10 protein-coding genes and 1 tRNA gene are annotated in these 14,573 nt (G+C 53.2%); 6 read left to right on the top strand and 5 right to left on the bottom strand.

Going from position 1 to position 14,573, the window contains the following annotated elements; translation table 11 throughout:
* Window positions 1–91 precede the first annotated feature (91 nt).
* Window positions 92–1,708: a sensor histidine kinase gene (locus AC6EMZ_RS08765; RefSeq protein ID WP_498402052.1), complete on the top strand. Its 1,617-nt coding sequence runs from the start codon at window positions 92–94 to the stop codon at window positions 1,706–1,708.
* Window positions 1,705–2,424, top strand: coding sequence for a two-component system response regulator DcuR (gene dcuR, locus AC6EMZ_RS08760; protein ID WP_498402051.1), 720 nt, complete (start codon window positions 1,705–1,707; stop codon window positions 2,422–2,424). The genes AC6EMZ_RS08765 and dcuR overlap by 4 nt, the downstream gene beginning before the upstream one ends.
* Here the strand turns inward: dcuR and AC6EMZ_RS08755 are convergent.
* Together AC6EMZ_RS08755 and AC6EMZ_RS08750 are read right to left on the bottom strand one after the other, a co-directional pair.
* The gene (locus AC6EMZ_RS08755) at window positions 2,405–3,370 is read right to left on the bottom strand and encodes an FAD:protein FMN transferase (RefSeq protein ID WP_498402050.1); all 966 of its coding nucleotides are present in this window, start codon (window positions 3,368–3,370) and stop codon (window positions 2,405–2,407) included. The genes dcuR and AC6EMZ_RS08755 overlap by 20 nt on opposite strands.
* Window positions 3,371–3,465: 95 nt before the next feature.
* Window positions 3,466–6,246 carry a flavocytochrome c gene (locus AC6EMZ_RS08750; protein WP_498402049.1) on the bottom strand — a complete coding sequence of 927 codons (2,781 nt, stop codon included), beginning with the start codon at window positions 6,244–6,246 and terminating at the stop codon, window positions 3,466–3,468.
* A gap of 612 nt (window positions 6,247–6,858) precedes the next feature.
* Between AC6EMZ_RS08750 and AC6EMZ_RS08745 the strand changes: the two genes are divergently transcribed.
* The 4 genes from AC6EMZ_RS08745 to AC6EMZ_RS08730 all read left to right on the top strand — a co-directional run bounded on the left by AC6EMZ_RS08745 (window position 6,859) and on the right by AC6EMZ_RS08730 (window position 11,308).
* Entirely contained in the window at window positions 6,859–8,367 is a 1,509-nt protein-coding gene (locus AC6EMZ_RS08745) for an anion permease (RefSeq protein ID WP_498402048.1), read from the top strand.
* A 55-nt stretch (window positions 8,368–8,422) separates the two neighbouring features.
* Complete coding sequence (fumA, locus tag AC6EMZ_RS08740) at window positions 8,423–10,072, top strand: class I fumarate hydratase FumA (protein ID WP_498402047.1); 1,650 nt, start codon at window positions 8,423–8,425, stop codon at window positions 10,070–10,072.
* Between the two features lie 262 nt (window positions 10,073–10,334).
* On the top strand, window positions 10,335–11,132 hold the full coding sequence (gene mtfA / locus AC6EMZ_RS08735) for a DgsA anti-repressor MtfA (RefSeq protein WP_498402046.1): 798 nt from the start codon (window positions 10,335–10,337) through the stop codon (window positions 11,130–11,132).
* A gap of 100 nt (window positions 11,133–11,232) precedes the next feature.
* Window positions 11,233–11,308, top strand: a tRNA-Asn gene (locus AC6EMZ_RS08730).
* Window positions 11,309–11,376: 68 nt separating this feature from the next.
* Here AC6EMZ_RS08730 and AC6EMZ_RS08725 read toward each other — a convergent pair.
* From AC6EMZ_RS08725 to AC6EMZ_RS08715, 3 genes are all read right to left on the bottom strand, one after another.
* Complete coding sequence (locus tag AC6EMZ_RS08725) at window positions 11,377–11,994, bottom strand: dTMP kinase (RefSeq protein WP_498402045.1); 618 nt, start codon at window positions 11,992–11,994, stop codon at window positions 11,377–11,379.
* A gap of 86 nt (window positions 11,995–12,080) precedes the next feature.
* Window positions 12,081–13,271, bottom strand: a complete 1,191-nt coding sequence (locus tag AC6EMZ_RS08720; RefSeq protein WP_498402309.1) for an MFS transporter — start codon at window positions 13,269–13,271, stop codon at window positions 12,081–12,083.
* A complete protein-coding gene (locus AC6EMZ_RS08715) occupies window positions 13,271–14,482 on the bottom strand; it encodes an MFS transporter (protein ID WP_498402044.1) in 1,212 nt (403 codons plus the stop codon). Before AC6EMZ_RS08715 ends, AC6EMZ_RS08720 begins: the two co-directional genes overlap by 1 nt.
* Window positions 14,483–14,573: the final 91 nt, after the last annotated feature.

Here is a 14,573-nt window from a genome sequence, read left to right as displayed (position 1 = left end):
AAAACAGTTCCATTCGTAAGCTTTTACATGGCTTTAAGAAAACGCCGTCATCGGCGATAATTACCCCTTAATTATTAGATTCGGAGTGTTGATGAGCGATTTGCAGCCTTTTACGATGACGCACAAGCGCCCAATGAAGCTCAACACCCTGGTCACGCTGATGGTAAGCAGCGTCATTGGCTCCGTTCTGCTGGTCATCTTTGCGCTCTATTTTATGCAGATTACCAGCGCGACACGGGACGGAGTACGGGATACCGCGCTGGCTATCGCCAGAACGATGGCCGATAGCCCCGACATTAAACATGGCCTGCTGTTGTCCCCGGATAAAAACCTTATTCAGCCCATCGCAGAGGCCGTAACGGCGCGCAACGATCTGCTGTTTGCGGTGGTCACCAATATGCAGGGCGTCCGCTTTTCCCATCCTGATAGCAGCCTGCTCGGCAAACATTTTATTGGCAATGATATTAAACCCGCTCTTGAAGGCCGGGAGAATGTCGCGGTGAATCATGGCGTGCTGGCAGAAGCGCTGCGCGTCTTCACGCCGGTCTATGACAATCAAAGCCGGCAAATCGGCGTCGTTGCCATTGGCATTTCGTTAAACAAAGTCGATGAAGAGATTGCTCGCAGCCGCTGGAGCGTTATCTGGACGGTATTGTTCAGCGCGCTGATGGGCTCGCTTGGGATCTGGGGGCTGGTACACATACTTAAGCGTGTCCTTTTCGGCCTCGAGCCTTACGAAATCTCGGCGCTGTTTGAACAACGCCAGGCGATGTTGCAATCGCTCAAAGAAGGCGTCATTGCCGTCGACAGCCAGGGCCGCGTGACGATGATTAACCACGCCGCACGGCAGATATTGCTTTTGCCTGCGAATAAAGCAAACGAAGCCAATCACGTCCCGATGCTCGCTTCCTTGCGTCGGGTGTCGCAAACCGGTAAGGCGTTGCAGGATCAAGAGATCGACTGCAACGGTCGACTGCTGTTGTGCAACACCTTTCCCGTCAAAAGCCAGACAAAGGTCATTGGGGCGATCAGTACCTTTCGCGACAAAACTGAAATCAGGCAGCTCATGCAGCGTATGGATGGCATGGTGAGCTACGTCGATGCGCTGCGTACGCATTCCCACGAATTTATGAACAAGCTGCACGTTATCCTGGGTCTGCTGCACATGAAACGTTATGACAAGCTCGAAGAGTATGTTATTCAGACCGCGCAAAATTATCAGACGGACATCGGCGCTATTCAGCGCAGGATCAAATCGCCGGTGATTGCAGGCTTCCTGCTAGGCAAAATCAACCGAGCTCACGAAGCGGGTTTCAGCCTGACGCTGGCGGAGGAGTGCCTGGTGCCGGATACTCCCAATGAGGAGCAGGTGACGGTGCTGATCACCGTGCTCGGCAATCTTATCGAGAACGCGCTGGATGCGATGACCGGCCAGGCCGAAGGCGAAGTTGGCCTGTTACTGCACTATCAGAACGGCTGGTTAAGCTGCGAGGTCAGCGATGATGGCCCGGGCATAGACCCCGCGCGGCTTGAGCATATTTTTACCAAAGGCTTCTCGACCAAAGGTGAAAACCGCGGTGTGGGATTGTTCCTTGCCCGTCAGCAGCTGGAGAAATTAGGCGGTGATATTACCGTTGAATCAGAGCCTGGCGTCTTTACCCAATTTTTTGTTCAGATCCCCTGGGATAGCGAGAGGAAAATCGCGTGATAAATGTCTTAATTGTCGATGATGATGCCATGGTGGCCGACCTTAACCGTCTGTACGTGAATCGGGTTGAGGGTTTTAGCTGCTGTGGTGTCGCCTCCACGCTCAGTCAGGCCGAAGCGGCCATCAATAATCACACGCAGCCCGTCGATCTGGTGCTGCTCGATGTATATATGCAGCAGGATAACGGTCTGGATCTCTTGCCCGTTATCCGCTCGTCCGGTCGCCTCATTGATGTGATCATGATTTCATCGGCATCCGATGCGGCAACCATTCAGACCTCCATGCACTACGGCGTCGTGGACTATTTGATTAAGCCTTTTCAGTTTCCGCGCTTTGAAGAAGCGCTTAACGGCTGGAAGGAAAAGAAGCAGCTGATGGGCTCTCATCAGTATTACGAGCAGGCGGAAGTAGACCGCTTGTTACACGGTGGCGCGCCTGAATTAGCCGACAGCAAACGCCTGCCGAAAGGGCTTACCCCTCAGACGTTGCGCACTATCTGTCAGTGGATTGACGGGCATCCGGCGGTGGAATTTTCTACCGACGATCTGGCAAATGCGGTGAGTATTTCGCGAGTGTCTTGCCGTAAATACCTGATTTGGCTGGCACAGATTAATATTCTGTTCACCAGTATTCACTATGGTGCTACCGGGCGTCCGGTGTACCGTTATCGCCTGCAAGCCGATCAGAGCGGGCTTCTCAGGCAATACTGCCAGTAACACGATAGCGGCTGTCGAGCAGCGTAAAGCGGAAATGGTTCAGGGAGGAGATCACCACCTCCCTGGCTTTAGTGACAAAGATTGCCTCAATATCCGGTCGCGAGCGCAGCGCCGCGCACCCTTTTTCAATACCCATCCCGTAAACGAGCGTGGTCCAGATATCGCCGTCGATCGAGTCACCCGAGATAATGGTTACGCTGTCCAGCTCATTATCCAGCGGATAGCCGGTACGTGGATTGAGGATATGGTGATAACGCTGACCATCACACTCAAAAAAGCGCTCATAAGTTCCCGATGTCACCACTGATTTATTTTCAACCTCAATCGTACCGATGAGTTCATCTGCTTTCCCGAAAGGTTTCTTGAGCCCTACGCTCCACCCCCCTGCTGGCGATCCTAACGTCTGGACGTTACCGCCGAGGTTGATCAATCCCAGCGTTTGTCCCTCTCTACGCAGGTAATCCCGCACTCTGTCGGCAATGTAGCCTTTAGCAATGGCACCGAGATCGATCTCCATCCCCGAACGGGTGAGAAACACGCTACAAGCATCGTCGTTGAGCTGAACATCAGCCGGGTTTGTGACTGCCAGCAGCGTCTGAATCTCATCATCATGCGGCACGCGATCGCCTTTGAAACCTATTTTCCAGCATTTGACGAGCGGACCGATAGCCAGGTTGAACGCACTATCATCAATCTGACTTGCCGCTTTCGCGCAGCGGATCAGCTCAAAAACCGGACGGCTGACGACGACCGGATGTCGCCCGGCGGCGTGGTTAATGTCCATGACCTCGGACTCAGCCCGATTGACGGTGAGCAGATTTTCGTACTGTTTAATGAGACGAAACACCTGAGAGGCCAGCGCTTCGTCATGTGAAAAGAGCTTCAGGAGAATGGGAGAACCCATCAATACGGCGGAATAGCTGTAGACGCGATTATCGGCAGACATGCGTTGTCTCCTTTGTTTGTAGCCCCGGCAAGCGTCGCGCCGCCGGGGAAATTACCGGATGACGCTGCGCTTATCCGGCCTACAATATGGCTGGCCTACGCCATTTTTGAACGCATCGCCGCCTGATGTCCGGCAAGGGTACCAAAAATAATAATATCTGCCACCGCGTTCCCACCGATACGGTTCCCGCCGTGGATCCCACCGACCACTTCACCTGCCGCGAACGCACCGGGAAGGATGTTGTGCTCACTATCGAGTACGCAGGTTTGCGTATTGATCGTCACGCCGCCCATGGTGTGATGCACGCCTGGGGCGATACGAATAGCGTGGAATGGACCCTCGTTAATCGGGGCACGCAGCGCGGTGGTGCGACCAAAGTCGTCGTCATGCTGTTTTTCAACAAAGCCGTTGTAACGCTCAAGCGTGGCCAGGAAAGCGTGATGATCCATACCCAGCGCTTCGGCCAGGGCCTTCGGTGAGCTGGCGCTAGTGACAAACCCTTTCGCAATGTACTCGTCTGCGGCTTTATTTTTCGCGCGAACATGCTCGTCAAAAACGATATACGCATACTTCTCTGGCAGCGCGATAATCTCTGCAGAAACTTTGTCGCGGGTTTCCATTTCGTTGAAGAAACGACGGCCTTCCTGACTAACCAGAATCGCCCCACCGCCACGGATGGATTCAGAAATCAGGTAGGAGGTGTTCTGCTCAACGGTCGGGTGAATCTGGATTTCTCCCATGTCCACCGTGCCTGCACCAATACGCTCCAGCAACGCAATACCACCGCCGGTCGCGCCTTTATGGTTGGTCGTCACAAAACCATCGAGATCCGGGCGGTATTTCACCACCATCTGGCTATTCGCACTGAAACCGCCGGTCGCCATAATCACGCTTCGGGTCGATACGGCGATCGTTTCATTCTCTTCCGTTATCAACTGCACGCCGGTGACTTCGCCGTTTTCGAAGATAATGTCGCTAACGGAGGTATCCAGCATCACGTCGATATGGCGTTTATTCACGTTCCGCACCAGGCCACTAATCAGGTAACCCCCTACCGCAGAACCGTCTTTTGGACGGTGCGTACGGTCAATGCTCATCCCGCCGGTCGTGGTGATGTCATTCAGCATGATGCCGCGCGTGGCCAGCCACTCAATGGCATCCGGCGCATTTTCGACAAAGCGGCGCAGCAGTTCAGGGTTGTTCCTGTTTTGCCCGCCCTTCAGGGATTCCTGATAGAACAGCTCTTTACTGTCCTGAATACCCTTCACACGCTGAAAACGCGTCTCTGCCGCATTCATCCCGGCGGAGGCTTTAATGGTATTCCCGCCAATCGTTGGCATTTTCTCAACGATCAGCACGCTTGCGCCTTCATCGTGCGCCTGAATAGCTGCGGCTAACCCTGCGCCACCGCTACCCACCACGACCACATCGACGCATTTAGCCATATTAGGGTCAACGCCCTCTTCCGCCGCCAGCACTTTGCTGGATTTGGTCATCGCCTTCGACACCGCCTTTTTCACGGCTTCGCTCTGGCTGGTGGCACCGGTGATGGCGTCCACGTGCGGGGTGTTTGCATCGAGAATGCGGCTGCGGATCTCTTCAAAACTGGTGACAAACTCCACGTCGTGGTCCGGGCCTGAGGCCAGCGCGATATCCGCGATGCGGTCCGTTTCCAGGCTCACGTTGATGACCAGTTCATTGGCCTCATCCTGCACTTTCTCGACAAAAACACCGGGTTTGAATTTTGACTCAGCCATGCTCATATCGCGGATCATCGCTTCAACCAGCGAGAAGCGCCACAGCGGCTCAGGTATGTGCAGTGACTCACGCCTGGTGCTATCCATAAACAGCTCCAGCGTTTCGCCGTTGCTGATACGGTCAGTCCAGTCGGGATAAGCTATGGTCGCGCGACCCACAGCAATCAAATCGTAGCCATTATCCAGCGCGTCGTTAACATCCACGGCATTGACCACCCCGCCCACGCCCATTACCGGAACTTGTGCGAGCGTGTCGGAACGCATTGCGCGGTATTGGGTAATAAGCGGCGTCGGATCTTGCGTATCGACAATTGAGGAGCGTAGCGTCGCGCCCACTGAGAAGTGCAGGTAATCCACGCCGCGCGCGGCCAGTTTCTCCAGCAGATACAGGGTGTCGTCAAAGCGAATCCCCGGAACTTCCATCTCTTCAGGTGAGAAACGATAGCCAATGATGAACGCATCATCAGCGTACTGGCGCACCATTTTGTGAGTGATTTCCAGCACCGCCAGCGGGAATTTTGCGCGGTTATCGCGGCTGCCGCCCCACTCGTCATCACGCTGGTTCGAATTTGGCGAGTAGAACTGCTGAATTAGATAGGTATTGGCCCCGTGAATTTCGACGCCGTCAAATCCCGCCTGAATAGCGCGACGCACGGCTTCGCCGAATTTGCCGATCATGCCTTCGACTTCTTCACCCGTTAACGCAACCGGTGTCGCAGCGCCCGCGCGCGGCGCTGCGACGGCGCTTGGGCCCACCGGAGTGCGCCCGCCAATCAACAGGGGATCAACCATGCGTCCGCCGTGATAAATTTGCAGCACGGCTTTCGAACCTCGGGACTGAATAGCGTCGGCAATCTTTGCCAGGCCGGCGATTTTCTCGTCATTATCGATGCCAATCGCGCCGGGGAAGGCCAGCCCCAAATCGTCAACAAAACAGCATTCAACAATGATGGCACCGATGCTGCCCGAGCGAGCACGATAGTACTCCACCAGCTCACTCGTTACCGTACCGTCGTAATACCCCGTACAGGTGGTCATGGGTGCCATTAACAAACGGTTTTTGAGTTCTGTGCCATTCGGTAAAGTGAAAGGACTTAAGATTCGTTCGTTCGTGCTCATAATAGAAACTCCAAACTTTAAAATTGAAATTCAAGAATTCTTTATCGGATTCGTTTTTGGTTAATTTTTTTGCCGATGTCATGGTATTAATATAGCGATATTTTTAGTTACTAAAGCTATTACGTTAGTTAATAAACTATTTAATCCCTGCAATAACATTATTACTACATTGGTGTTAGCCACATTAATATTGGATGTTTACATTTAAATAAATATCATTAACGTACTCGTTACTTTTAATAAATAACAACCACCAAACATAACCCATGGAAATCAGTAAGTTATATAATATAATCGTTTGCGTGTAATTGCCAAATGAGAATTTATCGCAACCTTAATGATAATATCCACATAACTCATTGGGGTTATTTAACGACGCTCAAAAATACATCTGAAATTCTCATTTCTTGATCGTGATCAATAGAATTGACCTTCAGAAGCGCAATATATAAATATCATTTACTTTTAATTTAACGCATCCAAATATGCGTTGAATCGCTATTAGAGAAATGAGTAACCCGCACCTTAAATAACTAAAGAAAGCAAAGAAACTAAAAAAGGCGCGAACGCATTTCTGAGAAATCCAATTCCTAACAACTTAAGACGCAAACTATGAAAGAAAATACAGCTGTAACGCCCCCGGTGGCGAGCAAGCCGAAAGACGGAAGCAAAAATCGTCTGCTGATGATGGCCCTGCCCATCATCGTTGCAGTGGTTCTGCTTTTTGTTCCAGTACCGGAAGGACTGCCGCCTTACGCCTGGCACTATTTCGCGATTTTTGTTGGTGTCATTGTCGGATTGATCTTCGAGCCTCTACCGGGCGCGGTGATTGGTTTGACCGGGGTGGTTGCCATCGCCCTGTGCAGCCAGTGGGTGTTATTCAGCCCGGAGCAGCTGGCAGATCCGCAGTTCAAGCTGGCGGGAGCCTCGTTTAAATGGGCGGTAAGCGGGTTCGGTAACTCCACCGTCTGGCTTATCTTCGGTGCCTTTATGTTCGCAGCGGGCTACGACAAAACCCGTTTCGGTCGCCGCCTGGCGCTGATTTTGGTGAAATACCTGGGCCGTCGCAGCCTGACGCTTGGCTACGCCATTACCTTTGCCGACCTGCTGCTGGCACCGTTTACGCCGTCCAACACCGCGCGTAGCGGCGGGACAATCTACCCGATCATTGCCAACCTGCCACCGCTGTACGGCTCAAAACCTAACGACCCAAGCGCGCGTAAAATTGGCTCCTATCTGATGTGGGTGGCGATCACCGCAGCGTGTATCACCAGCTCAATGTTCCTTTCAGCCCTTGCGCCGAATCTGTTGGCCCTGGCACTGGTGAAAAGCATTGTGGGTATCGACATCTCATGGGGCACCTGGTTTATCGCCTTCCTGCCAGTGGGCGTGCTGCTGATTCTGGTGATGCCGCTGCTGGCCTACTGGCTCTACCCACCTGAAGTCAAAATTAACGACGAAGTTCCGCTGTGGGCGAGCCGCGAGCTTGAGAAGCTGGGCAAACTATCCCGCAATGAAATCCTGCTGCTGATCTTCGTATGCTGCGCGCTGATGATGTGGATCTTCGCCGCAGCCTGGATTGAACCCGCGTTAGCCGCCCTGTTAATCGTTGGACTGATGCTGTGGACCGGCGTGCTGGAGTGGAACGACATCACCGGCAATAAAGCCGCCTGGAACACCTTTGTCTGGTTTGCCACTCTGGTCGCGCTTGCTGATGGCCTTTCTACCACGGGCTTTATCGGTTGGCTGGGGAAAGAAGGCGGCATGCTGATGAGCGGTATCTCGCCGGGTACAGCAACCATCGTCCTGCTGCTGGCGTTCTACCTGCTGCACTACCTGTTTGCCAGCACCACCGCGCACACCACCGCGCTGCTGCCTGCGATGCTGACCATCGCCGCCACCATTCCCGGCATGAACATGGAAGTGTTCGTCCTGCTGATGGTCACGTCACTGGGCATCATGGGGATCATCACCCCTTACGGCACTGGTCCTAGCCCGATTTACTACGGCAGCGGCTATCTGCCAACCAAAGATTACTGGCGTCTCGGCACTATTTTTGGCGCCATCTTCCTGGCCGCCCTGCTGCTGATCGGTTATCCGTGGATGTCTATGATGTTCTGATTTCTGGCCGCCGGATTTATCCCCCGGCGGTTTTATTTTTGTGGAGCAATACGCTATGTCGAACAAACCGTTTTACTATCAGAATCCTTTCCCGCTCGCGCATGACGACACTGAATATTATCTGCTGACCAACGCGCACGTCTCCGTTGCCGAGTTTGAAGGCCAGGAAATCCTGAAAGTCGAGCCAGAAGCCCTGACGCTACTGGCACAGCAGGCGTTTCACGATGCAGCATTTATGCTACGCCCATCGCACCAGAAGCAGGTTGCCGCCATCCTCAGCGACCCGGACGCCAGCGAAAACGACAAATACGTGGCGCTCCAGTTCCTGCGTAACTCAGAGATTGCTGCCAAAGGCGTACTGCCAACCTGCCAGGATACCGGCACCGCAATCGTGATGGGTAAAAAAGGCCAACGCGTGTGGACCGGCGGCGGTGACGAGGCAGCGCTCAGCCAGGGCATCTATAACACCTACATTGAGGACAACCTGCGCTACTCGCAAAACTCGGCGCTGGATATGTATAAAGAGGTGAATACCGGCACCAACCTGCCCGCGCAGATTGATCTCTACAGCGTAGATGGTGATGAATACAAATTCCTGTGCATGGCAAAAGGCGGCGGTTCCGCTAATAAAACCTATCTGTATCAAGAAACTAAAGCGTTGATCACTCCCGCCAGGTTGAAAAATTATCTGGTCGAGAAGATGCGTACCCTGGGCACGGCGGCCTGCCCGCCTTATCACATTGCCTTTGTGATCGGCGGAACCTCTGCCGAGAGCACACTCAAAACCGTGAAGCTGGCCTCTACCCGCTACTATGACGGTCTGCCGACTGAGGGGAACGAACATGGTCAGGCATTCCGCGACGTTCAGCTCGAACAGGAACTGTTGCAGGAAGCGCAAAATCTTGGTCTGGGCGCGCAGTTTGGCGGGAAATACTTTGCCCACGATATCCGCGTCATTCGTCTGCCGCGCCACGGTGCCTCCTGCCCTATCGGCATGGGCGTCTCGTGTTCCGCTGACCGGAATATCAAGGCCAAAATCAACCGTGACGGTATCTGGATTGAAAAACTGGAGCACAATCCGGGCCAGTATATTCCGGAATCACTCCGCCAGCAGGGTGAAGGCGAAGTGGTGAGTATCAATCTGGATCGTCCGATGGCCGAGATTCTGGCGCAACTTTCCGCCCATCCTGTCTCCACCCGCCTGTCGCTGAACGGCACAATTATCGTGGCGCGCGATATGGCCCATGCCCGGCTCAAAGAGCTTATCGATAACGGTGAAGACCTGCCGCAATACGTGAAAGATCATCCGATCTACTACGCGGGTCCGGCGAAAACACCCGAAGGCTATGCATCTGGCTCGTTGGGTCCAACTACCGCAGGCCGCATGGACTCGTATGTGGATTTACTGCAATCGCACGGTGCAAGCATGGTGATGCTGGCAAAAGGTAACCGTAGCCAGCAGGTGACCGATGCCTGCGGCAAACACGGCGGTTTCTATCTTGGCAGTATTGGCGGCCCGGCAGCGGTTCTGGCGCAAGACAGTATCAAGAGCCTGGAGTGCGTGGCATATCCTGAACTGGGTATGGAAGCTATCTGGAAAATCGAAGTGGAAAACTTCCCGGCGTTTATCCTGGTGGATGACAAAGGCAACGACTTCTTCCAGCACATTCAGAACCAGCAGTGTTCCGGTTGTCCGCAACGGTAGAACGTAAGGCGTCAATATGAAGAGACAAAGCCAGGCAAATGCCTGGCTTTTCAATGTGAGTAGCACAATGTCATTCAGTGTTATAAATGAAGAACTAAGCTACGACATAGTTCACAGAATGAATGACATAGTGGCAAAGCGCTAACGTGGGAGGCAAACGAAGTGGTAACGTGTGTGGCAAAGAGAGGGGTATTTGGCATGTTAACCGTTCTCTATCCTGATCCTGCAATTCTGTTCAAGTGATGAGTTTGCGAACGAAGCGATGATTAAGTGGCCCTGGAAAACGAATGATACCACCCGAAGCACGACGCTGCCGTGGGATGAAGCGTTGGCGATCCCTGTTCTGGCTTACCTCACGCTGGACGAGCAGGCTAAACTGGTTCAACTAGCCGACCGTTTTTTGCAGCAGAAACGGCTCGTCCCCCTTCAGGGCTTTGAGCTGGATGAGCTAAAAAACACCCGTATCGCCCTACTCTTCTGTTTGCCCGTTCTCCAGTTGGGTATCGAATGGCTGGATGGTTTCCATGAGGTGCTTATTTATCCGGCTCCTTTTGTGGTCGATGACGAGTGGGAAGATGACATTGGCCTGGTTCACAGCCAGCGCGTGGTGCAGTCTGGACAGAGCTGGCAGCAAGGCCCGATTATCCTTAACTGGCTCGACATTCAGGACTCTTTCGACGCTTCGGGCTTTAACCTCATTATTCATGAAGTGGCCCATAAGCTTGATACCCGCAATGGCGATCGTGCCAGCGGCGTGCCATTTATTCCCTTACGCGACGTGGCCGGCTGGGAACATGACCTGCACGCGGCCATGAATAACATTCAGGATGAGATAGACCTGGTGGGTGAAAGCGCGGCCAGTATCGATGCCTATGCTGCGACCGACCCTGCGGAATGCTTCGCCGTGCTATCGGAATATTTCTTTAGCGCCCCTGAGCTGTTCGCCCCTCGCTTCCCGGCGCTCTGGCAGCGGTTTTGTCATTTCTATCAGCAAGACCCGTTACAACGTTTACGTGATAATCAAGCGCAGGACGCCGTTCCACCGTCTCAAGTACACTAAAACATCAGGTTGAGTCTTAATTAATCATCTGAATCAGCGTGTTAAATTTAGTGTTGACACAAAATAGCAAGGCAATTAACATGCGCCTCGTTCACACGATTCCTCTGTAGTTCAGTCGGTAGAACGGCGGACTGTTAATCCGTATGTCACTGGTTCGAGTCCAGTCAGAGGAGCCAAATTAGAGAAGCCCGCTTAAGGAAACTTAAGCGGGCTTTTTGTTGTATGGGTGTACTGAATCGATGCCCTATGGGCATCCTGGCACTCTGTAGATTTCGGAAATCACCTGCATCGTGGCGTCTTCGACTGTTCCTTCATTTCGGCATAAAAACCAGTCGTGATTTGCCCTTTCTCGCTCGAACGCGTGGGTAGAAGCAACATGCTCTTCCAGCTTATGCATCACCGTACTGCTTAGCCCACGCGACCGAGCTGCGGCCCTCGCCCATGAAATATCTGGCGCAGTCACAACGCCGACATGCAGGTCTGGCGCTCGCACGTTTCGTTCAATGTTAAGCTGTAAAATCTCTGCAAATGGCACCATCCGACGAAACGCGGCATCCGAGGGATACCAACGGTCTATCAAGATAATGCTGTCTGGTGGCTGTTTAGACAGCACATGCCGGGAAATCCATGAACGGCTATCAGCAAAGCGCTGACAGACCTCCAGTTCCAATTCCAGGGTGGGGTTTCTGACAAATTTGTTAACAAGGGCCATTGTCTCCCCCCTGTAGGGATCGCTTTTTTTCTCGCTAAGTCGGAGTACCTTCTTGTTGTCTGCCCTTAGCACTTTCGTAATAGCTTCCAACAGAGTGGTTTTACCGGCTCCCTTGGGCCCATCCAGAGAAACAAACAGCTGACGACTCATTCTTCAAATGACCAGTGATATTCGCGCAGATTTAAAACCATCACGGTAACAGATTCTCCAGCCACCATCCGAATCTCTTTATCCTTCTATCCCAACTTGCGGTAAAAAGACGCTTTCAGGCCAGCAGTCGCTGCCAAAAGTAAGGCCACAGTCGCAACCCCACAGGCCAGCCAGAGTGTATCAGTCAGGGCCAACCTATCTACGATATAACCCCCGCTCCATGATCCCAGCGCAATCCCCGTATTGAATGCTCCAACATAAAGCGCAGCGGCGATCTCCACGGCACGGGGTGCGGCTTTCATCATCCAGGTCATCAGTCCGACCGAAAGCCCACCGTAAGCCAGCCCCCAGAAGATGAGAACACAACCACCACCTGCGATCGATTGCCCGGCAGTCATGAACAGCAACGGTGTTAACACAAGCCCTGTCGCAATCGCAATCAGGGTGAATGTTGTATAGCGGGCTGCGGTGATACCCGCCAGAAAGTTACCTGCGATGCCGGCAGCACCGTAGGCGAACAAGATGGCACCTATCCACTGCGTATCAAATCCTGATACGGAGATCAGTAGCGGGCGCACAAAGGTAAAGGCCACGAAATGGCTCGTGACGAGTAATAACGTCAGAAACAGGCCCGCTTGTATTTTGCAGTTGCCAAGTTGGGCAATGAAATGGCTGATGTTAGCCGAGCCCGTTACGGGCAACGACGGAATAACCGCAAGGTGGAATATCAGCACCAGCGCGCTGAAAATTGCCATGATTCCAAATGCCCAGCGCCAGCCGATGACATCGCCAATAAACGCCCCCAGTGGCACGCCCAATACCGATGCAGCAGCAACGCCGCCAAAGATAATGGAGGTGGCCAGGCCAATAGCATTCTCCGGAACCAGACGTGACGCAAGACCGCCCGCGATTGCCCATATTCCCCCCATGCAGAAACCAACAAGAATCCGGGCGGCGAGCATTAAGATCAGATTTGGTGCCAGCGCGGAGGCAAGATTTGCTATAACCAGCAACGCCAGCAGGCCACACAGTATCCATCGGCGATCTATTCCACCCGAGGCAATGACGACGAATGGCGCGAATAAAGCGGCCAGCAATGCTGGCAGGGAAATCATCAGACCCGCACTTCCGGTGGTGATGTTCAGTGTTCCGGCTATGGATGTCAGTAAGCCCGCCGGGAGCATTTCTGTGGTGACAACAGAGAAAGTCGCCAGCCCGACAGCAATAACGGCGGTCCAGGCGTTGCGAACAGGTTTTATGGTAGAAAGTGTATTCATCATTCAGCTCCTGGAGAATGCAAATTATCCTGCTTATGCAGGGTTAAATGACTCAAAAGTGCCATGATCAGCACCAGGACTCCGGCACATAAAGCGACGTAGAATCCAACCTGTGCTCCACTGCTATCAACAACCTGACCAGCAATTGCGGCACCCAGCGCAACCCCCACATTCAGCCCGGCCAGCAGCCAGGTCATGCCCTCTGTTAACTGGTTTTCAGAAACTTGACGTTCAATGAGCGACATGGCCACAATCATAGTTGGGGCAAAAAAGAGGCCCGCTACCAGGACGGCTGCCGCCAGCGCGGTAAGATTGGTGACCAATATGAGCGGGACAGTGGTTGTGGCCGTTGCCAGCCCGCCCAACCACAACAGCCGATGGAGCGGAGTTTTCAGTTTAAGTGAGCCATAGAGTAATCCGGACAGACACGAGCCAACGGCATACGCTGATAATACCAGGCTGGCAGCGGCCGGCTGCCCCAGTTGTCCGGCGTAGGCGACACTCACGATATCAACCGTGCCGACAATGACGCCCATCGCCACCATCAGCAGCGCCAACAACCTTACGCTTGCCATACGAATGACTGAACCAGAGCCATTTTTGTAGCAGGAGAACGCCATAATCGGAGGTTCCGTGCCGCGCTGCATCACCAGTGCAAACACGCCTAAAAACAGTAAAAGTGCCGTAAGCAGCAGACCCGCCTGGGGAAACAAGGCGATGGAAAGGCCAATCGAGAGGGGCGGGCCAACAATAAACGTCAGTTCATCGAGCACCGTTTCAAGCGAATAGGCTGTTTGCAACCGCGACTGGCCCCGGTAAAGCGCCGTCCAGCGTGCCCGTACCATGGCAGACATACTTGGCATAAATCCCGCCAGGAATGCGCCAAAAAACAGGGCCCAGTTGGCAACATTCCAAATGGAGCTGGCGATGAGGATGAGAAAGCCGGTGATACTAATAGCCGTAGCAGCAGGCAAAACCTGTCGCTGCCCATAAATGTCCACATAACGGGAGATCCGCGGTGACAGCAGAGCGTAGGTCAGAACAAAGGTCGCGGAAATTGCTCCGGCCAGCGCATAGCCACCGCATTGCTGCGAAAATAGAGTGATCATCCCGATGCCTGCCATCGGCAATGGGATGCGCGCAAGCAGACCAGCAACAGTAAAATATCCCGTGCCAGGGACAGAAAAAAGATCTCGATACAGATTAGCCATCACAATCTCCGGTAGCATTCGCTTGCCACAACCACGTGATACAGCGAAAATACATACAACACGTATGAATACACACCCTATATTCATACGG

Source organism: Enterobacter sp. SCRI0065, from assembly GCF_059766475.1.
The sequence above is the reverse complement of the archived record's forward strand: the minus strand, read 5'-3'. Positions and strand labels throughout refer to the sequence as shown.